The sequence below is a fragment of the Bdellovibrio sp. MYbb2 genome (assembly GCF_056175685.1).
The window spans coordinates 104941-124013 of the sequence record NZ_JBJKJI010000003.1; the positions used below are offsets into that span (position 1 = coordinate 104941).

Genomic DNA, 19073 nt, shown 5'->3' on the forward strand with positions numbered 1-19073 from the left:
AACCAGACTTAAGGCGGAATAAAGTGAGGCTATTTTGGACTTATTTTCAATTGGCTTTCAATGATAAAGGGGGTGGTCAAAGGACTTCCCTTTAGGTCCTAGACCCCGTAACTAAGCATATCGTCAGGGGAAAACATGAATTTACACGACATGACAATCAAGTCAGGCCAGTCCGTCGAAATCACCGGTTTTGCTGGTGAGGACATTTTGCGTGAACGTCTGCACGAAATGGGTTTAAGAGTCGGCTCTATCATCACTATTTTGGGGAAAGCTCCGTTTGGAGGTCCCTTGCTGATTCGTTTCAACACCAGTTTCCTGGCTTTGAGAAAAGAGGAGGCGGCATGCGCTCTGGTGACGCTGAAGTAACTTTGGCTAATAAATGTGTGGCTTTGGTTGGGGCTCCAAATTCTGGTAAAACAACTCTTTATAACTGGCTGACGGGTTCTCGTTTTAAAACCGTGAACTATCCGGGCGCCACGGTCGAGTTTTCCTTGGGGCATCTGGCTTCTCACTTGGGTGAAGGTCTGCAGGCCATGGACACTCCGGGCACTTACAGTCTGCACCCGAAGAGTGCTGATGAATGGGTGACTCTTCGTTCTATCTATGAAAATCCGAAGGTCGATAAAATCGACGGCATCATCGTGGTGGTGGACGGCACTCAGCTGTCCCGTCACTTGCAACTTGTGATGCAGATGAAGGAAACCGGATTCCCGATGATGGTGGTTGTGACCATGTCGGATCTTTTGCGCCGTGAAGGTGTCGAGCTGGATTTGACTTATCTTGAAAAAACCTTCGGCTGTCCGGTATTGACCTTTGATGGTTTGCTGGCTGGCGGATTGCTTGAGATCGTGTCGGCAGCCGGGAAGCTGGGTTCTTCCCAGAAACCATCCCGTCCTGTGCCATGGGGCTTTGCTCAGCAGGAAGAAAAACTGAAAGAGTGCGAGCGCATTGCGCAGGAAGCTCTTCAGCATAAAACTGATCATGCGCAGGAACGTTTGAATCGCATCGTGGCCTCGACGGAAAAGATCGATCGCGTGTTGTTGCATCCGTGGTTTGGTATTTTGTTCTTTATTCTGATCATGGGCGGATTGTTTGCCAGTGTGTTCTGGCTGGCAACACCTTTCATGGACTTGATCGACGGCTGGTTCACGGGCTTTGCAGAAACAGTGGCAGCGTGGGGTCCGGGCACTTTGTGGGCGGATTTCCTGGCTAACGGTGTGGTCACAAGCTTTGCGGCGTTCATGGTCTTTGTGCCGCAGATCTTTATTTTGTTTGTGGCTATCGGATTGCTTGAAAGCACTGGCTATCTTGCCCGTGCGGCGACGTTGATTGATCGTCCGTTCTCGGCTTTGGGCATGAGCGGTCGTTCGTTTGTTCCGTTGCTGTCAGGCTTTGCCTGTGCGGTGCCGGCGATCATCGCCACTCGCAATATCCCGTCCACCAAGGATCGTCTGATCACGGCCTTTGTGGTGCCTTTGATGAGCTGTTCGGCACGTTTGCCGGTCTATGCTCTGTGTATTGCGTTCTTGTTCCATGGTGAATCGGCACTTTATGCCGGTCTTGCGATGGCGGCGCTTTATCTGGGTTCTATCGTGGTTGGGGCATTTGCCGCAGGTATCATCAGCAAATTCATTCCGCGCACGGAGCCGTCCTTCTTTATGATGGAGCTTCCGATTTATCGCCGTCCTAAGCTGCGCGTGATTTTACGTCAGGCGTGGACTCGTACTTTATCTTACGTGAAACGTGCCGGTCCGATCATCTTCACTTTCGCGGTGATCATCTGGGTGGGAACAACCTTCCCGAATTATCAGACCGAAGACGCGCATCAGAAGCTGGAAGAAAGCTATGTGGGTCGCGCGGGTAAGTTCATTGAGCCCGTTGTGCAACCGATGGGTGTGGACTGGCGTGTGGGTGTGGGCTTGATTTCAGCCTTTGCCGCGCGTGAGGTGTTTGTGTCCTCTATGGCGGTGACCTTCAATATCACGGACACTGATGAGGATTCCCAGCAGCAGGCGTTGTTGACTCAGATGAGCACAGCCACGAACTCGGCCGGTGAAAAGATCTTCACGGTCAGCTCGGTTATTGGTCTTATGATCTTCTTCCTGATTGCCCTTCAATGCATGTCCACCGTGGGTGTCCAGATTCGTGAATCCGGCTCCTGGAAATTTGCGATGATGCAATTGGTGGTCTTTAATGTCGCCGCTTACGTTTTGGTTGTGGTGGTCGTACAGTCCTTAAGATTCCTGGGCGTTCCCTAACGGACGCCCTTCATCAAATCTTTGTACAATTTAAGAGTCTGTTCTTGGGTACTTTGCCAGCGATGCTGGTTCAGTGTCCAGGCGCGGGCCTTTTTGCCCTGTTCGCGGGCTATATCTGGGTTCCGAATATAGAACCTCAGGGCCTCGGACAAACTCTTGGGGTCTTTCGGCTGAACCAGATAGCCGCGTTCGTTCTTGCCGACCTGTTCGGTCGTTCCGCCAGCGTCAGTGCCAATCACAGGCTTTTCCATCAGCATGGCATCAAGCACACTCAACGAATAGGTTTCGTTGTAAGAGGCCAGAATAAACACGTCCAAAGCATCAATGTACGGGATGTAGTCGCGCTGGAATGGAATGCGATGCAAATGCCCTTTCAGGCGAGGTTCTTGCTGCTTTTGTTCAATCCAGTTTTTTAGCTCCAAGGACTGCGTTTCATAGGTGACTTGACCGTTGCTGTCGCGGCTTTTAATTGTCGGATCACCCACAATCACCATGTGAATTTTTTGAACTTCGTCGTCTGTCAGGTGATCCAAAGCTTCGACCAGCTCACGCACGCCTTTACCGGCATCCAGGCGGCACAAAGTTCCGAACGCCAATTCAGAAGGTTTCAGGCCCAGCTTTTCACGCAAGGCCATGCGGGCTTCGGGGTTGGAATTAAACTCTTCAGTTTTTCGTCCATAGCGCATCAGAGTCAGTTTGGATGGATCAATCGGGAAATTCTTGCTGGCTTCGCTCAGTACAAATTCAGACGATGAACACAAGGCATCGACTTTGGAAAACATCCAGCGATGGAATAAATCATTTTTCGCCGGGGCGTTCATGTACAGATTGTAGACGTGCTTGGGGGTGGATGAATTCCAGCGCGCCAGCACGCAAGCCCACATATCCAGACGGGTGTGGGACTGCAGGTGAGTGATCCCGTTTTCGCGCACAATCTTGCGAATCAAACGGGCTTCCTGCAGTTTCGAGATTTTTTTCTCTGGGAAGGTGATGACCTCGACCGAAGTTTTTTTTAGTTCCTCGGCCACACGCGAGTGGGCCGAGCACAGCACGCGCTGATTCAGGCCGGTTTCAGCCAGCTTCTGAATCAGTTCCGTGGTGTATATTTCAAGCCCGCCCCAACTGAGGGACTGGATGCAGTGAAGAACCTTTATTTCGCCCATAGGGATTTGAAGTGCTCAATGGTCTTGCCAAGGCCTTCTTCTTCAAAACGCACCGTTGGCTGCCAGTTCAGTTCTTTTTGTGCTTTGGAGTAATTGATCGCATAGCGGAAATCATGTCCCTTACGGTCCGTCACAAAGCTTAGCAGGGATTCCGGTTTGCCCAGATGTTTTAGAATCATTTTGGCCACATCCAGATTTTGGCGTTCCGAGTTTCCACCCAGATTGTAGACTTCACCGGCTTTGCCTTTAGTGAAGGCCAGCCACACACCTTCATTGTGATCATCCACATAGATCCAGTCGCGAATATTCATGCCGGTGCCATAGATCGGCAATTTTTCATTGGCCAAAGCACGTTTGATCATCAGCGGGATGAATTTTTCTTCAACCTGGTAAGGGCCATAGTTGTTGGAACAACGGGTGATCACCACTGGCATTTTATAAGTTTCAAAGAACGCACGGCACATCAGGTCCGCACTGGCTTTGGAGGCGCTGTACGGGCTGTTCGGCGTGATCGGGGTTTCTTCAGTGAAGGCCGGATCTTCCATTTGCAAAGTGCCGTAAACTTCGTCTGTGGAAACTTGCAGGTATTTGAAAGACGGATTCTTTTCAAAAAGATTCAAGCTTTCTTTCAGCAGGTTCAAAGTGCCCAGAACATTCGTTTCAACGAAGATGTTCGGATTTTCAATAGAACGGTCCACGTGGGATTCGGCTGCGAAATTCAAAACACCGCTGAAGTTGTATTTTTGGAACAGGTCATGAACCAGCTTCGTGTCGCGGATATCGCCTTTAACAAAAGTCAGGTGTTTGTGTGCATCCAGTTCGGCTTGAATATTTTCCAGACGGCCGGCATAAGTCAAAGCATCCAGGATGACAAAGTCATACTGAGCCTTGATGCTGTCACGGCAGGTGATGGTCTTGATAAAGTTGGATCCGATAAAGCCGGCACAACCGGTCAGTAGAACTGTCTGTTTCATAAACTAGATTTCCTCAGAGATGATTTTTTCAAGGTAGCTGCGGTAAGAACATTTCGGCAGATCAGCCGTGATCTTCTGCAGTTGTTCCAGAGTGATGAATTTCATACGGTAAGCGCATTCTTCCAGGCAGGCCACTTTCATGCCCTGGCGTTCTTCGATGGCGCCGATAAAAGACGCGGCATCCAGCAATGAACGCGGAGTGCCCGTGTCCAGCCACGCCAGACCACGGTACATCATTTCCACACCCAGAGTGTCTTCGTTGTGATAACTCAGGATCAGGTCCACGATTTCGGTTTCACCACGCGGGGAGGGTTTCAGGGATTTCGCACGTTTGGCCACAGTTTTGTCAAACAGGTACAGACCCGGAATGGCGAACTGGGATTTCGGAACTTTTGGTTTTTCTTCGATGGATTTGACTTTTTTGGTGTTCTTGTCGAATTCAACCACGCCGTAAGCAGACGGATCCGCCACATAGTAAGCAAACACACGTCCATTCAGGCCACCGGCTTTTTCTTTCTGGGCCTTGATCGCCTCGCGGAAGAAAGTCAGATCGCCATAGAACAAATTATCACCCAGCATCAGACAGACATCGTCATCACCAATGAAATCCTCACCCAGCACAAAGGCTTCAGGCAGTCCGTTTGGTTTTTCCTGAACCACGTAAGAAAGGTTGATGCCGAATTGAGAACCATCACCCAAAAGTTTTTTAAACAGGGGCTGGTCGTCAGGTGATGTGATGATCAGAATGTCTTTGATCCCACCCAGCATTAAAATACTCAGCGGATAATAAATCATCGGCTTGTCATAGATGGACTGAAGCTGCTTGGTCATGACCCGGGTCATTGGGTAAAGGCGAGAACCGGCTCCTCCGGCAAGAATAATACCCTTCATTTATTTCCCCTTAAAAAATTTATTAACTTCGTCCAGGACGAACTGCGCATCCGCCGCTGTCATATCCGCCCACAAAGGCAGGCGCAGCAAGCGGGCCGAGTGATCATCAGTGACAGCCATGCTGCCGCTGACTTTTCCATATTTCAAACCCGCAGGTGCGGAATGCAAAGGCACGTAATGGAACGTGGACTGGATTCCGGCATCTTTCAGGTAGGACCAGAGCTCAATGCGGGTCTGCATGGTCGGCAGCAGGAAATAGAAAATATGCGCGTTGGCTTTGGCATCTGCCGGAACAGTCATGCGCTGAACTTTGCCAGCGGCTTCAAGGTCTGCCATGCCGTCATAGTACTGTTTCCAGATGGCCATACGGCGAGCGGTGATTTTTTCACCCTCTTCCAGTTGTGACATCAGGAACGCAGCGGATAGCTCAGAAAGCAGATAGGAAGATCCCTTGTCCTGCCAGGTGTATTTATCCACTTGGCCATTCAGGAACTGCTGACGGTTGGTCCCTTTATCGCGCACGATTTCAGCGCGAGCCACCAGGCGGGGGTCATTGATGGTCAGTGCACCACCTTCGCCGCAGACGATGTTCTTGGTTTCATGGAAACTGAAGGCCGCCATGTGGCCCCAGGCTCCCAGTGCTTTGCCTTTGTAGGAAGCAAAGATACCCTGAGCGGCGTCTTCCACCACCCAGATGTTGTTCTTGTTCGCAAGCTCCATGATTTTGTCCATTTCGCAGCCCACGCCCGCATAGTGCACCGGCATGATCACACGCGTGCGTGCGGTGATGGCTTTGGCAATGGCATCAACATCGATGTTCATGGTCTTGGGATCCACATCCACGAAAACCGGGATGGCACCATAAAGGGCCACGACGTTTGCGGTGGAGGTGAAGGTGAAAGATGGCAGAATAACTTCATCACCCGGGCCGATGTCAGCCAAAACCATGGCCATTTCAAGGGCGGAAGTACAAGACGGGGTGATGACGGTCATCAGGGTGGGAAGATTCTTGTTGAACCATTCCGTGCATTTTTTGTTGAACTGACCTTCTCCGCTGAGTTTTTTATTGGAGATGGCTTGAGAAATGTACTTCTCTTCGTTCGAGCTTTTAGGCGGTAAATTGAATGGAATTTTCATGCTCCCCCATAGTAGCGCAAGGGGTATGGGGGAGCAAAGAATTAAAAGCCGTCGGTTGTGCCGACTTTGCCACGTGGTTCGTCGTCATCAAAGGGGATGACCGAGCTGCTCTGTGACTTTTTCTCCACGCGTGGGGTCGGACTGGCGGGGCGGGTTGCTTTCTTCGCAAATGGAATGACTTTTTTGTCAGCAGACGGGCGAACGGGTACAGCCGCAGCTGGTGCTGGTTCGTGTTGTCCAGACCCTTGGATGACCTCGTTCAGACTGACAACCATGCTTTGCATCTGCTGGGCCTGGGCGCTGATTTCTTCGGAGGAAGCCGCAATTTCTTCAGAAGATGCCGCATTCGCCTGAGAACCCTGATCCAATTGGTTCATGGCTTTGCTGATTTGCTGGATACCGGTGGTTTGCTCAGAGCTTGCCGCTGCAATTTCGTTGTTCAGGTCCGCGACCTTTTTCACGGAGGTCACGATGGTCTGCAGAACTTCGCCAGAACGGTCGGCGATTTGTGAGCCACGGTCTACTTTTTCAACGCTGTCTTTGATCAAAACATTGATGTCTTTTGCTGCAACTGCGGAGCGTTGCGCCAGCGCGCGCACGGCCTCTGCCACGACCGCAAAGCCTTTGCCTTGTTCGCCGGCACGAGCGGCCTCGACCGCCGCATTCAGAGCCAGAAGGTTGGTCTGGAAGGCGATATCGTCAATAACGCTGATGATTTCCTCAATCTTTTTAGAAGAATGGGAAATATCGTTCATGGAAGAAATCAGCAAAGTGATTTCGTTCTGACCTTGTTCCGCAGAATATTTGGATGACTGAGACAGGGAGGCTGCTTGTTTCGCGTTGTCCGAATTCATCTTTACCATGGAAGACATTTCTTCCAGAGACGCGACAGTTTCTTCCAGAGAAGCGGCAGCTTCGGTAGAGGACTGTGAAAGCGTCTGACCTGCGGCGGTCAACTGAGTGATCGCGCCGGAAACCTGAGTGCCAGCCTCGGAAAGACCGGTGGCAATAGAGCTCACGGTGTTGGAAACACGATAAGCGATCCACATTAAAATGCCGAACACCAGGGTCGCGCACAGGGCTGAGATCAGCATTAGTAGTTGCGTCTGAAATTTACGTTCGTCTTGTTGTACCTTGTCATTGGCAGCAGAAATTTCGCGGTAAAGCTTCATGTTGGCGGCGATAGCATCCTGATAAGCGATGGCCATCACATGCCATTCACCACCGTTCATTGCGGTGTGAACTTGTTTGTTGGCGACAGCATTATTTTGATCAAGCAGATAGATCATCTGTTCTGTTAACTTATAGAAGGAGTCCTGGATGGATTTTGGTTTTGCCCAGTTTTTGGCTTCGTCTTCAGTGAACTTGGTGCTGGCGTAAACCTCTTCGAACTTTTTGAATTCGTCAAAGGCACTGCGGGCGCGCTTGATAAAGTTTTCGCGGGATTTTTGGTCTTCATCGTTGGCCAGGGCAGCCCAGATGAAATAACCAATGCGAGCACGCTGCATGCCCAGCTGACCCAGGGCGTCCATGTTCGGAACGACTTCGGTGTAAGCGCCTGTCAGCATGGATCCAAGACTGTCCATAGAACGCCAGGAAATGGTAGTGAGGACAGCAAATGCGATCACTGGCAAGATTGCAGAAAACAACAAACGCCCGCGCAAACCGCGGAACCAAGACGAGGACGAACTCATGGGCGACTCCTTAAATATGGAATAACTTTGATAAGATTCTGTTCGTCACTTGGATTGCAGTTCTTTAATCAAATTTGGTTGATGTAATGCAGGACTAAGGTGCAGTGCTTCATAACTTATTTAAATGTTTGAGTTTGTCCGCATCATGTTGATACGCTTTTTGAACGTCTAGACTCAAGGAGGGGAAAGTCATGACAAAATCGACACTACGTCGTGCGTTGGCCGTTGTTGCATTGGTTGCAACTGTAGGCTTCACACACCAAACAGCTACATCAGAATCTGTGACACTGTGCTCCGGATTCGTTCCTGAGAACAATTTGTACATCCCAGCGGGTGTTTTCACCGTGGGTGGTATCACTGAACAACAATTCAACATGGTTTTGGACCGTCTTGAAAGATTGTTCGCCAAAGACGTTGAAGCGATGGGGGATCGCTTGAAAATCAACCGTCTATGGAATGATGGTACTGTAAATGCTTCTGCACAAAGATCCGGTAACACACAAGTGTTGAACATGTACGGTGGTTTGGCTCGTCACGCGGCGACGAACATCGAAGGTTTCGCACTGGTTGCGTGCCACGAGTTCGGTCACCACAACGGTGGTGCTCCAAAAATGCAAAGCTGGTTCGGTGGCGCTTGGGCGACCAACGAAGGTGGCTCTGATTACTACGCTTCTTTGAAATGTCTTCGTCGTTTCTTTGCTGAAGACGACAATGCAGCCATCCTGAAAGATCTGGATTTGGATCCAACGGCTGAAGCAGCTTGTTCTGCTCAGTTCCCGGATGAACAAGATCGCCTGATCTGCCTAAGAACTTCTTTGGCTGGTCAGTCTGTAGCGAACCTGTTCCAGGCTTTGCGTAAAGAAACCTCCGCTCCAACATTCGGTACTCCGGATAAGAACGTGGTTTCCCGCACTGACGACAGACACCCAGCGACTCAGTGCCGTTTGGACACTTACTTCGCAGGTATGTTGTGTGTGGCTAAAGAAAGCGAAAAACTAAGCAACTCCGACTACAAGTCTGGCTCTTGCTACGCGCCTCGCGACACAGCGGGTGTTCGTCCTCGTTGCTGGTTTGCTCCAACCAACTAGGAATTACGGGATTTTCGTAAATGAAAAGCCGGGTGACCCCCGGCTTTTTTATTTCCGCAATCCACCCCGGTCGGCATTGACCCGGATCGCGAGGCTGTCTAGGCTTTTTGTATGTCTAAGAAAAAGCTGATTCCTCTTGTAGCAGTTCTTCTTATTTTGCTGCTGGCATATCTGGCCAAGACTTTCCTGTTTCGATCCGAATTTTCCTATGCAGGCACTGTCGAAGTGACCAAGGTGGATATCCCTGCCAGGGTGTCATCAGTCATTTCTGAATTTCCGGTCAAGGAAGGGCAGATTGTTGAAAAAGGGCAGTCCCTGGTCAAACTCGACTGCGAAGAGATCCGCTTGGGTTATGATCTGGCAAACAAGAACTATGGCCGTGCGGTGAAGCTTTATCGCGGCGGCAGTATCGCTCAGGAAAGTTACGATCAGATCAAAAACCGCAAAGATGAAATTGAAACCCGCTTTAAGTGGTGTGAGGTGTCGGCCCCGATCAAAGGCACCGTACTGACCACCTACTTCGAACCCGGGGAAATGGTTTTACCTGGGGCGAAGCTTTTGACGTTGGGGGATCTTTCAGAGGTTTATGCCTATTTCTATCTGCCCCATGATCAGATATCGCCCTTGAAGATGGACCAGAAAGTTTCAGCCCGTCTGCCTGAAATGGGCGATAAAAAGTTTTCGGGTGTGATTGCCTATATCAATCCGGAAGCCGAGTTCACACCTAAAAACGTACAGACCCGGGATGAGCGAACAAGACTGGTTTACGCTGTGAAGATCCGCTTTGAAAACCCCGAGGGCATTCTGAAGCCAGGAATGACTCTGGAATGGGTGGCGGAGGACTGATGCCAGGAACTGTTGCCATCGCCGTCGAAAGCTTAGCTAAAAAAATGCGTACGACGGAGGCCCTTAAAGGCCTGACGATGAACTTTTCCCCAGGGATCATCCACGGCGTGATTGGGCCTGAGGGGGCGGGTAAAACCACTTTCCTGCGGCATTTGATGGGGCTTTTAAAGGCCGACGCCGGCAAGATCGTTTTTTTGCGCGAAGGTCGGCCGGTTCTTTTTTCGGATTTGCGTGAAAATATCGCCTATATGCCTCAGACCCAAAGTCTTTATCCGGAGCTGAGCATTCATGAGCACCTTGAATTCTTTCGCACCCTTTTTCAGGTTCCAGATCAGCTGTATCACTCGCGCCGGGAAAAACTTCTGCGCATGGCAAGACTTGAAGAATTCACCGACCGTCTGGCTTCGCAATTGTCCGGAGGGATGTATAAAAAGCTGGGTTTGATCTGTTCATTGCTGTCTTCGCCCAAGGTGCTGCTGCTGGACGAACCCACCAACGGCGTGGATCCCTTGAGTCGCCGGGATTTCTGGGAACTTCTGCATGAACTGATTCAGGAAGAAGACATTCTGATTCTGGTTACGACCTCGTACATGGATGAAGCCTTGAAGTGCGATGAAGTGCATCTGCTTTTTGATGGAAAGTCTTTATTGGAAGGAACTCCCGATCAGATTTTAAAAGATCGCCAATGCAGCACCTTTGATGAGGTGTTCTTGCAGTACGACGCCATCGAGGAAGCGCCATGAATTCAGTCGAGGTGCAGAATTTGTCCGTTAAATTCGGGGACTATTACGCCGTGAAGGACATAAGCTTTTCGGTTCAGAAGGGCGAGATCTTTGGTTTTCTGGGGGCCAACGGCGCGGGGAAGACGACGACGATTCGTGTGCTTTGCGGACTGTTACTGCCATCGCATGGCGAAGCCCGGGTTTGTGGTCTGGATGTGCAACAGCAGGCCTTTGAAGTGAAAAAGAAGGTCGGGTACATGTCCCAGAAGTTCACCCTGTATGATGATATGACCGTGGCGGAAAATCTGGCCTTCACTGCGGCCTTACGAAAACTTCCTGATCAGCAGCTTAAAAGCCAAAAAGAACGATTGCTTGATTTCATTCGCTTCAAAGCCTCGGAAAAAACTTTGGTGAAAGATCTGCCGGGCGGGATCAAGCAACAAGTCAGTCTGGTGTCGTCACTATTGCATGATCCCGAGATTGTGTTTTTAGATGAACCCACGGCGAGTGTCAGTCCGGCCTATCGGCAGCGATTCTGGGCGCTGATTCGTGAACTGGCCAAAGAAGGCAAAACCGTTTTTGTCACGACTCACTATATGGATGAAGCCGAACACTGTGGCCGGATTGCTTTGATGAGATCCGGGGAGCTGATTGCCCTGGATTCACCTGACGGGCTGAAGGCTGCGAACTTCCCTGATCGCAAGCCCGATGAAGTCAGTTTGGAAGAGGTCTTTATTGCGGAAGTGGAGGGGCGATGAAGATTCGTTCCATCTGGGCCATTGCGCAGAAAGAAGTTTTTCATATTGTACGGGACCCCTTCACGCTGGCGCTGGCTTTGGGGATGCCGGTTATTATGGTGCTCTTTTTTGGGTTTGCCATTGAATTCAATATGGAACGCATTTCATTGGCGATTCACGATGCCAGTAAAACCCCAAACTCGCGTCTGTTGGAACAAGCGTTTACCAGTTCTGATTACTTTCAGTCCCGCTATGTGCACAGTCCGGCCGAGGCCCTGCAATATTTGGATGAAGGCCGGGCGCATGCCGCTCTTTTGGTGCCGCCGGCATACGCGCGGGATCTGAAGCCCCTGCAGGAAAGTGCGGTGCAGATTCTGATCGACGGGGCGGATAATTCTTCAGCCGGATCAATTCTTGGGTACCTGGGCGGGGTTCAAAAGCGGATGTTGCAAAATGAATTTGGTGAATTTCGCGAGCCCATTGAAATCAAAACGCGGTATTTATTTAATCCAGAGCTTAACAGCCGCTGGTTTGTCGTGCCGGGGTTGGCGGCCGCGATCATCGCCATCTTGTCTATTTTACTGACCGCCCTGACCGTGGCACGCGAATGGGAAAATGGTTCGATGGAATTATTATTGGCTACACCGGTGCGTCCCATTGAAATCATCCTGGGAAAGCTTTTGCCTTATTCAGTGATGGGAATTATCGCCGTGTTTTTTGTTTTTCTGATGTCGCAGGTGGTGTTCTCGGTCCCGTTCCGGGGGAATTTCATTTTGTACCTGCTGGCGTGTTTGATCTTTCTTTCGACCTATCTGGCGCAAGGGTTGCTGATTTCAGTGGTCACCCGAAAACAGCAGCTGAGTATGCAGTTTGCGATGCTGTCGGGACTTTTGCCGACGATTCTGCTTTCAGGTTTTATTTTTCCGGTGGAACATATGCCAAAATTCTTTTTCTATTTCACCATGCTTTTGCCCGCGCGGTGGTTTATTGAAATCAGTCGTGCGCTGTTTTTGCAAGGCGCAGGGTTTTTCAGCATTCTGCCGTCATTTTTGGCGCTTTGTGCGCTTTTCACGTTGATGATCACCCTGGCCACCAAAAAATTTAAAAGAGACGTCGAACCATGAAAACACTGCTGGGGTTTATCCGAAAAGAATTTCTTCAGACCCTGCGGGATCCGCGCATGCGTATTTTACTTTTCCTGGCGCCCTGTGTGCAGCTGACCATCTTTGGCGTGGCCTTGTCCACTGAAGCCAAAAACATCCGTCTGGGGATTTTTGCGGCCCCCAACGACAGTGCCTTGCAGGAAATTCACCGCAAAGCTTTAGCCTCGGGCTGGTTCATTCCGGCCAAGACCCGGACGACGGATCCTTATGAACAAATTCAAAAAGGTGAAGCCGACGCCGTCTTGGTGGCGCCAACCGGGGGGCTTGATCGCAGCATGGGTCGGCGCGAGGGCGAAGTGCAGCTTCTGATCAACGCCACCAACGTCACCCGGGCCCAGGGGATCGAGCGCTATATGGGAAGCATTGTACGATCGCTGTACCCGCAGGATCCGCCTTTGCGTTTTGATGTGCGGGTTTTGTACAACCCGGCGATGCGTTCGGCTTTGTTTCTGGTGCCGGGTGTGATGAGCATGCTGGTGTGTCTGATCACAATTTTGCTGACCAGTATGTCGATCACAAAAGAAAAAGAGATGGGCACATTTGAAACTCTGATTGCGGCCCCCGTGTCGCCCGAGGAAGTCATTCTGGGTAAAACCGTGCCGTTTGTTTTGCTGGGGTTAAGCAATATTCCTTTGATTGTCGGCGTGGCCATGGCGTTGTTTGATATGCCTTTGCGGGGAAGTTTATGGATGCTGCTGCTGGCGGCGGTGGCCTTTGTGTTTTGCACGGTGGGGATCGGATTATTTATTTCTACGATCGCCAAGAACCAGCAGCAGTCGATGATGGGTGGTTTCTTATATCTGTTCCCGTCGGTGCTTTTGTCCGGAATGGTCTTTCCGGTGGAAAACATGCCGTGGGTGATGCGGATTTTTTCTTACATCAATCCGCTGACATATTTCATTGAGCTTCTGCGAAACATAATGCTTAAGGGTGGGGATCTGCGCCTGATAACGACGAATGTTCTTATTTTGGTGGTGATGGCGGTGATTGCCATCACCGCCAGCTGGCGTCGCTTTAAAACGACTCTGTCGTAGGCCCTGGTGCTGTATCGGGTGCTGGGCGGGACATGGTTGTCAGGCGCTCTAAATCCATTTCAATCACATCCAGAGTGCCATAGTTGTCAGCGCGTAAGTGGATGGACAGGTGATACAGGTCATCTGTGGTGCGCTTCATGATCATGACTTCACCTTGGCCTTGAGAGACGCGTTCATAGGCTGCATACACGTCGCCCTTTTCGCAGTAACGGCTTTGCGGGTGGTGACGGGTCGAAACAGGCAGACCGAAAGAGCGGACATGTTCCTGTTCGCCTTCCCAGCGCGAGAAATAAATCGCGGTGGCATCGCTCATCGGATGCACGCTCACCTGGGAATACTCGCACAGGGATTCGTGGGGCTTGGCGCCCAGGTTTTCACAGGAAAGCATGCGATAGGTGCCTTCCATGTTGGAAAAAAGCGCCGCGTTTGCCGACGGGACGGCAGACAGAAGGGTCAAAGTGCAGAGCCAAAGCTTCAACATGGGGTCTCCTAAAATGTGTTTAGGGACCTTTTATGCGATTAAATGCGAGAGTCATCTTTTAAGCAGGTAACCTAGATGACGTTTTCGACAGGTCTATTCAGGATTACTCAGAACCGGTGGCGGCGATGGAGACTTTTGTTTTTGATGTTGCCCCCAAATATAGCCTGTAAAATAGGCAACGCAGCCTATGAGAGCAAAAACCATCCATTTTTTGATGCGACCAACCAACAAAGTTTTCATTTTTTTGATTTTTACCCGTTGACAATAGGGTCAGGCAACAGTAATTTTGTGTCTCTCGAAACGATGCGGGAGTAGCTCAGTTGATAGAGCGATGCCTTGCCAAGGCATAGGTCGCGGGTTTGAGCCCCGTCTCCCGCTCCAATTTTTCTTTAAATTGGAGTGACCGCATCCGAGATATTCTAAAAAATTTAAAACCCCTGAAGGAAACTTCAGGGGTTTTTTTATTCCCAAAATCCCGTATTCTTGCAAACAACAAAGGAGCCTCTGTCGTGGGACTTTTTTCAGTGATCTATGCGGTGATATTCAGTGTTGCGGTCGTGATTTATATCGCCTCCACGATTCAATACCAGCGCCTTATGCGCAATATGGAAAAGATCGCTCAAAGATCCGGCCTGCGGGTGGATGATTCCTTGCAGGGCGTGAAAAGAGCTCACGAAATCCATGCGCGCCTCGGAACGGCCGACTCTAAACAGGTGCTGGATAGAATTGAAGCCATCATTCCGGCCTTCATGATGCGTTTTCGTGTGGTTGTAGGTCTTGGGGTGGTCGGTTTGGTTCTGGTTCTGTTTGAAATGTAAAATCCCCGGCTGCCAAAGAAAAGTTGCCTCCAGGTGGAGTCTCAGACACTCTGATAAAGATTCTGTTTCAATAATCTGATGAAGGAGAGTTCCAATGACTGAGTTAGTGACTTGTGTTTGGTTCGATCACGGCGAAGCCAGTAAGGCTGCCGCATTTTATGCAAAGACTTTTCCCGGCAGTGAAGTGGGGCGTGTGAACACAGCTCCGGGTGATTTTCCTGGTGGCAAGAAAGGGACCGAGTTGACGGTGGAGTTCACCGTGATGGGGCGCAAATTTGTGGGCCTGAATGGCGGTCCGATCTTTAAGCCCAATGAATCGGTCAGTTTCATGGTTATCACCGAAAATCAGGCTGAAACCGACCGCCTTTGGAATGCCATTATCGAAAACGGTGGCGCGGCAAGTGACTGCGGATGGTGCAAGGATCGCTGGGGGTTCTCGTGGCAGATCACGCCTAGAATTTTGCTGGATCTGACGACCAGTAAAGATGCAGACAAAGCCAAGAAGGCTTTTGAATCCATGATGACGATGCAAAAGATTGATATCGCCAAACTGGAAGCCGCAGTTAAATAATAAGTTTTAAATCGGAATGATTTGAAAAAGAAAAAGGCGCAGTCTCCTGCGCCTTTTTTATTTAGTGCGGTTGTACGTCCGTCATTTCAAAGAAGCTGGTGGACAGGGCGAACAAAGAGTCTTTGTTTTCGCTGTTTTGCAGATCGGCCATCACTTCCAGACGGAACTGGCGAATCTTAGCAGCGATCTCTTTGGCTTTCTCGCGGCTGGTGGGAACCATGGTGCAACCCATGTCCCAGCGACGTTTGTTTTCGCCACTCATCGCTTCTGTCGCCTTGGTCTGCATCTGCAGGAAATAGTTGCGGGCTGCCACGGAAGAACCGCCATAGCTTGAAGAGTACTTCGCATCACTGGAAACCCATTTGCCATCAGCAGTTTTTTCAACCAGCTTCATGGCTTCCAGGCGCTCCAGGGCTTTTTCAGTCACATCCGTCAGAAGTCCCAATCGGCGGGAGATGTTTTCAACAGTAGGCTCGAAGTCTTTCAATTGCAGAATCTGAGTGATGGCTGTGTAGTACCAGTCAGAGATAACCGCGAATTGGTCTTCACCGATTTTTTCAAACGCTTCTTCACGGGCATTCACACGTTGCAAAGCCATTTCACGAAGAACGGCGCTGCGGGCGTGTTCAGACAAAGCCAGATCCACGAAGAATTCACGCTCGGACGGGGAAAGGTTTAGTTTTGTTGCCAGATTCACCGCACGGCTTTCAGACAAGCCGACTTTGCCGTTTAGAATCTCAGACAGACGAGAGCAAGGAACTTCCAAGTCACGGGAAAACGCGCGAAGAGAATAGGAAGGATTTTTGCGCTGGCGACGCTCAAGTTCTTTCAGGATAAAGTCTCTGTAATGATGCTTTTTGGTCATAAGAGCTCCTCTTTTGTGACGCCCTTTATATATCTGAATTTCGCTGTGTCATCTAGAGGAGTGACTCTAATCCTGCAATTTGTTCCAAAAGTTTCCACGAGATTCCGATTTTGGAACCTGTCGTGAATCTAGACACTTAAGTAAGAATTGCAAGGACGGCTCGGTTGCGTGGTGAGGACCCTTTAAATGCGATAAGAAGGTGTTTTCACTTCCCAAGGGTGGCTTATGAATTCGTTAAAATCGGGTGTTTGTGTTGCTGTGGTTTTGTTTTTGTCTTCGCTGGCGTTTGGTAAAGATTGCACAGTTTTGGTGTCCTCCCATTATCGTGATGAGCTTCGCGAAGTCATCCGCACAGAACTTTCCGGTCAAGGAGTGACGGCGCTTTTTGCTGATGAACTTCAGGTGCATGATCTGGACACGCCCTTTGAAGAAGTGCCACCGGAAATTCTGCCGGGTCAGGAATTCAGTTATCTGTATCTGCCAACGCCCAAAGCCCTGCCTTCGCTTTATCTGGGGCAGCTTTATACAAGTTATGAAGAAGGTCTTTATAATATCACCACCATCACCGAGTTTACTTTCGGAGTGGGGCGCATTGGTTCTTGCAAGAGCACCAAGCATGAAGGTGTTCGCTGTTCAGTCAGGCTGGTGGAGCCGGGGTTGACTTATGAGCGAGTGGTGGCTGAATCCACGCGCGACCTGGTGGTGGTGGATGGGCGACTGAAAAGTCTGGATCGCACCAAGGCCACTTCGGCTGACGTGCGAGAGTATTTACGTCAGTTTGCCACGCGCGCCTGTCAGAAATAATGCTGAAAAACCTCTTCCTCTGATGGCGCTTAAAGCATATCCTGTTTGTAAATTCAAACCGGGGATATGAATGAAGTTACCGCATGTGAAGATTGTACCGGCCGTTATCGCTTTTTTTGTGACCTGTCTTTTCTGGTTCGTGATTTCTCCGCCGGAAGGGGTCGACATCAATGCCTGGCGTTTGCTGGGGATCTTTGTAGGCACCATCACCGCCATCATCGGTAAAGCGCTTCCAATCGGGGGTGCTGCCATGATCGGGATCCTGCTGGTGGGTATCACGCAAGTCACCAATCCCGGAAATCCCGGCAAAGCCATGGGTGATGCACTCAGTGGATATTCCAACACCCTGATCTGGTTGATTGGTATCTCGTTCTTTATTTCCCGCGCTTTCATTAAGACCGGCCTTGGTTCCCGCGTGGCATATTACTTTGTTCGCGCCATTGGGAAAAAGACTTTGGGTATCAGCTACGGACTGTCTTTTGCCGAGTTGGTGCTGTCTCCGGTCATGCCAAGCAACACTGCTCGTGGTGGTGGCGTGCTTTATCCGATCAATCGCTCCATCTCAGAATCCATGGGATCACTTCCGGATGAGGCCACTCGATTGAAGGTCGGTGCGTTCCTGACTTTGGTGGCCTATCAGATCAACGTGATCACTTCGGCGATGTTCATCACTGCGACTGCGCCCAATCCTTTGGTGACGGCTGGGATTCGTGACATCGCCAAGATCGATGTGTCTTGGGCACAGTGGGCGATGGCGGCATTTGTGCCGGGCTTGCTGGCGATTCTGATCATCCCGTGGGTGTTGTTTAAGCTTTATCCGCCACAAATCAAAGAAACTCCGGATGCTGCGGGTTATGCGAATAAAAAATTGCAAGAACTGGGGCCGCTCAGACTGGATGAAAAAATTCTGATTGGTGTCTTTTTCCTGCTTCTGTTTATCTGGGCAGGTGGACCTGAGTTGTTGTCGTCAGATCCTTTGTTCAAGGTGGATGCAACTGCTGGCGCATTTGTGGGGCTGGGGGTGCTTCTGTTTAGTGGGGTGCTTACTTGGGATGACCTGTTGAAAGAAAAGGGCGCCTGGGACACGGTAACGTGGTTCTCGTCCCTGGTGATGATGGCGACGTTCTTAAACAAGGTGGGCGTCGTGGCGTGGTTTTCTAAAACCGTGGAATCCTCGATCGCACATTGGGGTCTGGGGTGGATGCAGGCAGCCGCTATTTTGGTTCTGCTTTATGTGTTCATTCATTATTTCTTTGCCAGCAACACGGCCCATATCTCGGCATTGTTTGCGTCGTTCTTTGGAGTGGGTGTGGCCTTGGGGGCTCCGCCATTGATGTTTGGTCTGTTCCTGGGCTTTGCATCCTCGTTGTGTGCGTCCTTAACCCACTATGGAACGGGGTCGGCTCCGGTGCTGTTTGGTGCTGGATATGTGACCATGGGAGAATGGTGGAAGTGGGGCTTTGTGGTGACGCTTCTGAACCTGCTGATTTTCGCTGGCGGCTGTGCCATTTGGTGGAAGGTTTTGGGGTATTGGTAAGTTTAAAAGCCTAAAACTTGGGCAACTTGTAAATCCTTTTATGACCTTCTGCGAAAACTGTTTTCAAAGCGGGGGAAAGCGTACAAGATAGTTCTTCATTCCAGCGCGCGGGTGGTGGAATTGGTAGACACGCAGGTCTCAGAAGCCTGTGGGAGAAATCCTGTGGGGGTTCAAGTCCCCCCTCGCGCACCAAATCTTTCCGAAGGAAAGATTCTTTCAACAAAAAAAGCCGACAACTGTCGGCTTTTTTTTATCTGTCTGCACTCCAGCTTTGCTAGAGTAGTTTCTGA

General features: G+C 50.3%; 20 protein-coding genes and 2 tRNA genes. 14 read left to right on the forward strand and 8 right to left on the reverse strand.

Annotated elements, in window-relative coordinates; all coding sequences use genetic code 11:
- The first annotated feature begins 135 nt into the window (after positions 1-135).
- Together AC04MQ_RS14395 and feoB are read left to right on the forward strand one after the other, a co-directional pair.
- Positions 136-366 (forward strand): FeoA family protein, encoded by a 231-nt coding sequence (locus AC04MQ_RS14395; RefSeq protein WP_041577526.1) that lies wholly within the window; start codon positions 136-138, stop codon positions 364-366.
- Entirely contained in the window at positions 342-2258 is a 1917-nt protein-coding gene (feoB, locus tag AC04MQ_RS14400; RefSeq protein WP_051026292.1) for a ferrous iron transporter B, read from the forward strand. Before AC04MQ_RS14395 ends, feoB begins: the two co-directional genes overlap by 25 nt.
- On the opposite strand, the gene AC04MQ_RS14405 is transcribed toward feoB, so the two are convergent.
- Genes AC04MQ_RS14405 through AC04MQ_RS14425 form a run of 5 tightly spaced genes read right to left on the reverse strand, consistent with a single transcriptional unit; the run spans position 2255 to position 8117 of the window.
- A complete protein-coding gene (locus AC04MQ_RS14405) occupies positions 2255-3421 on the reverse strand; it encodes a glycosyltransferase family 4 protein (protein ID WP_475392416.1) in 1167 nt (388 codons plus the stop codon). The two genes, feoB and AC04MQ_RS14405, sit on opposite strands and share 4 nt — an antisense overlap.
- Positions 3409-4395 (reverse strand): dTDP-glucose 4,6-dehydratase, encoded by a 987-nt coding sequence (rfbB, locus tag AC04MQ_RS14410; RefSeq protein ID WP_015090974.1) that lies wholly within the window; start codon positions 4393-4395, stop codon positions 3409-3411. The genes AC04MQ_RS14405 and rfbB overlap by 13 nt, the downstream gene beginning before the upstream one ends.
- A gap of 3 nt (positions 4396-4398) precedes the next feature.
- On the reverse strand, positions 4399-5286 hold the full coding sequence (rfbA, locus tag AC04MQ_RS14415; protein ID WP_015090975.1) for a glucose-1-phosphate thymidylyltransferase RfbA: 888 nt from the start codon (positions 5284-5286) through the stop codon (positions 4399-4401).
- Positions 5287-6423 carry a dTDP-4-amino-4,6-dideoxygalactose transaminase gene (rffA, locus tag AC04MQ_RS14420; RefSeq protein ID WP_015090976.1) on the reverse strand — a complete coding sequence of 379 codons (1137 nt, stop codon included), beginning with the start codon at positions 6421-6423 and terminating at the stop codon, positions 5287-5289.
- 41 nt (positions 6424-6464) lie between these two features.
- A complete protein-coding gene (locus tag AC04MQ_RS14425; RefSeq protein WP_475392417.1) occupies positions 6465-8117 on the reverse strand; it encodes a methyl-accepting chemotaxis protein in 1653 nt (550 codons plus the stop codon).
- A gap of 191 nt (positions 8118-8308) precedes the next feature.
- On the opposite strand from AC04MQ_RS14425, the gene AC04MQ_RS14430 reads away from it, so the two are divergent.
- From AC04MQ_RS14430 to AC04MQ_RS14455, 6 genes are all read left to right on the forward strand, one after another.
- Positions 8309-9205, forward strand: coding sequence for a hypothetical protein (locus AC04MQ_RS14430; RefSeq protein WP_475392418.1), 897 nt, complete (start codon positions 8309-8311; stop codon positions 9203-9205).
- A gap of 111 nt (positions 9206-9316) precedes the next feature.
- On the forward strand, positions 9317-10051 hold the full coding sequence (locus AC04MQ_RS14435) for an efflux RND transporter periplasmic adaptor subunit (RefSeq protein WP_475392419.1): 735 nt from the start codon (positions 9317-9319) through the stop codon (positions 10049-10051).
- Positions 10051-10794 carry an ABC transporter ATP-binding protein gene (locus tag AC04MQ_RS14440; protein ID WP_475392420.1) on the forward strand — a complete coding sequence of 248 codons (744 nt, stop codon included), beginning with the start codon at positions 10051-10053 and terminating at the stop codon, positions 10792-10794. The genes AC04MQ_RS14435 and AC04MQ_RS14440 overlap by 1 nt, the downstream gene beginning before the upstream one ends.
- Positions 10791-11531, forward strand: a complete 741-nt coding sequence (locus tag AC04MQ_RS14445) for an ABC transporter ATP-binding protein (RefSeq protein ID WP_475392421.1) — start codon at positions 10791-10793, stop codon at positions 11529-11531. The genes AC04MQ_RS14440 and AC04MQ_RS14445 overlap by 4 nt, the downstream gene beginning before the upstream one ends.
- A complete protein-coding gene (locus tag AC04MQ_RS14450; RefSeq protein ID WP_475392422.1) occupies positions 11528-12634 on the forward strand; it encodes an ABC transporter permease in 1107 nt (368 codons plus the stop codon). Before AC04MQ_RS14445 ends, AC04MQ_RS14450 begins: the two co-directional genes overlap by 4 nt.
- Positions 12631-13707 carry an ABC transporter permease gene (locus AC04MQ_RS14455; protein ID WP_015090983.1) on the forward strand — a complete coding sequence of 359 codons (1077 nt, stop codon included), beginning with the start codon at positions 12631-12633 and terminating at the stop codon, positions 13705-13707. Before AC04MQ_RS14450 ends, AC04MQ_RS14455 begins: the two co-directional genes overlap by 4 nt.
- Here the strand turns inward: AC04MQ_RS14455 and AC04MQ_RS14460 are convergent.
- Both AC04MQ_RS14460 and AC04MQ_RS14465 read right to left on the reverse strand, forming a co-directional pair.
- Positions 13688-14188 (reverse strand): hypothetical protein, encoded by a 501-nt coding sequence (locus AC04MQ_RS14460; RefSeq protein ID WP_051026293.1) that lies wholly within the window; start codon positions 14186-14188, stop codon positions 13688-13690. The genes AC04MQ_RS14455 and AC04MQ_RS14460 overlap by 20 nt on opposite strands.
- A gap of 93 nt (positions 14189-14281) precedes the next feature.
- On the reverse strand, positions 14282-14428 hold the full coding sequence (locus tag AC04MQ_RS14465; protein ID WP_475392423.1) for a hypothetical protein: 147 nt from the start codon (positions 14426-14428) through the stop codon (positions 14282-14284).
- A gap of 65 nt (positions 14429-14493) precedes the next feature.
- Between AC04MQ_RS14465 and AC04MQ_RS14470 the strand changes: the two genes are divergently transcribed.
- From AC04MQ_RS14470 to AC04MQ_RS14480, 3 genes are all read left to right on the forward strand, one after another.
- A tRNA-Gly gene (locus AC04MQ_RS14470) sits at positions 14494-14569 on the forward strand.
- A gap of 128 nt (positions 14570-14697) precedes the next feature.
- The gene (locus tag AC04MQ_RS14475) at positions 14698-15006 is read left to right on the forward strand and encodes a hypothetical protein (RefSeq protein ID WP_475392424.1); all 309 of its coding nucleotides are present in this window, start codon (positions 14698-14700) and stop codon (positions 15004-15006) included.
- A 94-nt stretch (positions 15007-15100) separates the two neighbouring features.
- A complete protein-coding gene (locus tag AC04MQ_RS14480) occupies positions 15101-15577 on the forward strand; it encodes a VOC family protein (protein WP_041577534.1) in 477 nt (158 codons plus the stop codon).
- A gap of 61 nt (positions 15578-15638) precedes the next feature.
- On the opposite strand, the gene AC04MQ_RS14485 is transcribed toward AC04MQ_RS14480, so the two are convergent.
- Entirely contained in the window at positions 15639-16442 is an 804-nt protein-coding gene (locus AC04MQ_RS14485) for a TIGR02147 family protein (RefSeq protein WP_475392425.1), read from the reverse strand.
- Positions 16443-16667: 225 nt separating this feature from the next.
- Here AC04MQ_RS14485 and AC04MQ_RS14490 point away from each other — a divergent pair, with 225 nt between their 5' ends.
- The 3 genes from AC04MQ_RS14490 to AC04MQ_RS14500 all read left to right on the forward strand — a co-directional run bounded on the left by AC04MQ_RS14490 (position 16668) and on the right by AC04MQ_RS14500 (position 18975).
- The gene (locus AC04MQ_RS14490; protein WP_475392426.1) at positions 16668-17246 is read left to right on the forward strand and encodes a hypothetical protein; all 579 of its coding nucleotides are present in this window, start codon (positions 16668-16670) and stop codon (positions 17244-17246) included.
- A gap of 70 nt (positions 17247-17316) precedes the next feature.
- Positions 17317-18783, forward strand: coding sequence for an anion permease (locus AC04MQ_RS14495; RefSeq protein WP_475392427.1), 1467 nt, complete (start codon positions 17317-17319; stop codon positions 18781-18783).
- Between the two features lie 105 nt (positions 18784-18888).
- Positions 18889-18975, forward strand: a tRNA-Leu gene (locus AC04MQ_RS14500).
- The last annotated feature ends 98 nt before the right edge of the window (positions 18976-19073 follow it).

Excerpts from the sequence above, each read along its gene's own strand:
- rfbB (WP_015090974.1), bottom strand. The coding sequence starts at position 4,395 with ATGAAACAGACAGTTCTACTGACCGGTTGTGCCGGCTTTATCGGATCC.
- AC04MQ_RS14395 (WP_041577526.1), top strand. The coding sequence starts at position 136 with ATGAATTTACACGACATGACAATCAAGTCAGGCCAGTCCGTCGAAATC.
- AC04MQ_RS14485 (WP_475392425.1), bottom strand. The coding sequence starts at position 16,442 with ATGACCAAAAAGCATCATTACAGAGACTTTATCCTGAAAGAACTTGAG.
- AC04MQ_RS14495 (WP_475392427.1), top strand. The coding sequence starts at position 17,317 with ATGAAGTTACCGCATGTGAAGATTGTACCGGCCGTTATCGCTTTTTTT.
- AC04MQ_RS14450 (WP_475392422.1), top strand. The coding sequence starts at position 11,528 with ATGAAGATTCGTTCCATCTGGGCCATTGCGCAGAAAGAAGTTTTTCAT.
- AC04MQ_RS14405 (WP_475392416.1), bottom strand. The coding sequence starts at position 3,421 with ATGGGCGAAATAAAGGTTCTTCACTGCATCCAGTCCCTCAGTTGGGGC.
- AC04MQ_RS14435 (WP_475392419.1), top strand. The coding sequence starts at position 9,317 with ATGTCTAAGAAAAAGCTGATTCCTCTTGTAGCAGTTCTTCTTATTTTG.
- AC04MQ_RS14455 (WP_015090983.1), top strand. The coding sequence starts at position 12,631 with ATGAAAACACTGCTGGGGTTTATCCGAAAAGAATTTCTTCAGACCCTG.
- AC04MQ_RS14460 (WP_051026293.1), bottom strand. The coding sequence starts at position 14,188 with ATGTTGAAGCTTTGGCTCTGCACTTTGACCCTTCTGTCTGCCGTCCCG.
- rffA (WP_015090976.1), bottom strand. The coding sequence starts at position 6,423 with ATGAAAATTCCATTCAATTTACCGCCTAAAAGCTCGAACGAAGAGAAG.
- AC04MQ_RS14480 (WP_041577534.1), top strand. The coding sequence starts at position 15,101 with ATGACTGAGTTAGTGACTTGTGTTTGGTTCGATCACGGCGAAGCCAGT.
- AC04MQ_RS14465 (WP_475392423.1), bottom strand. The coding sequence starts at position 14,428 with ATGAAAACTTTGTTGGTTGGTCGCATCAAAAAATGGATGGTTTTTGCT.
- AC04MQ_RS14445 (WP_475392421.1), top strand. The coding sequence starts at position 10,791 with ATGAATTCAGTCGAGGTGCAGAATTTGTCCGTTAAATTCGGGGACTAT.
- AC04MQ_RS14425 (WP_475392417.1), bottom strand. The coding sequence starts at position 8,117 with ATGAGTTCGTCCTCGTCTTGGTTCCGCGGTTTGCGCGGGCGTTTGTTG.
- rfbA (WP_015090975.1), bottom strand. The coding sequence starts at position 5,286 with ATGAAGGGTATTATTCTTGCCGGAGGAGCCGGTTCTCGCCTTTACCCA.
- AC04MQ_RS14430 (WP_475392418.1), top strand. The coding sequence starts at position 8,309 with ATGACAAAATCGACACTACGTCGTGCGTTGGCCGTTGTTGCATTGGTT.
- feoB (WP_051026292.1), top strand. The coding sequence starts at position 342 with ATGCGCTCTGGTGACGCTGAAGTAACTTTGGCTAATAAATGTGTGGCT.
- AC04MQ_RS14440 (WP_475392420.1), top strand. The coding sequence starts at position 10,051 with ATGCCAGGAACTGTTGCCATCGCCGTCGAAAGCTTAGCTAAAAAAATG.
- AC04MQ_RS14490 (WP_475392426.1), top strand. The coding sequence starts at position 16,668 with ATGAATTCGTTAAAATCGGGTGTTTGTGTTGCTGTGGTTTTGTTTTTG.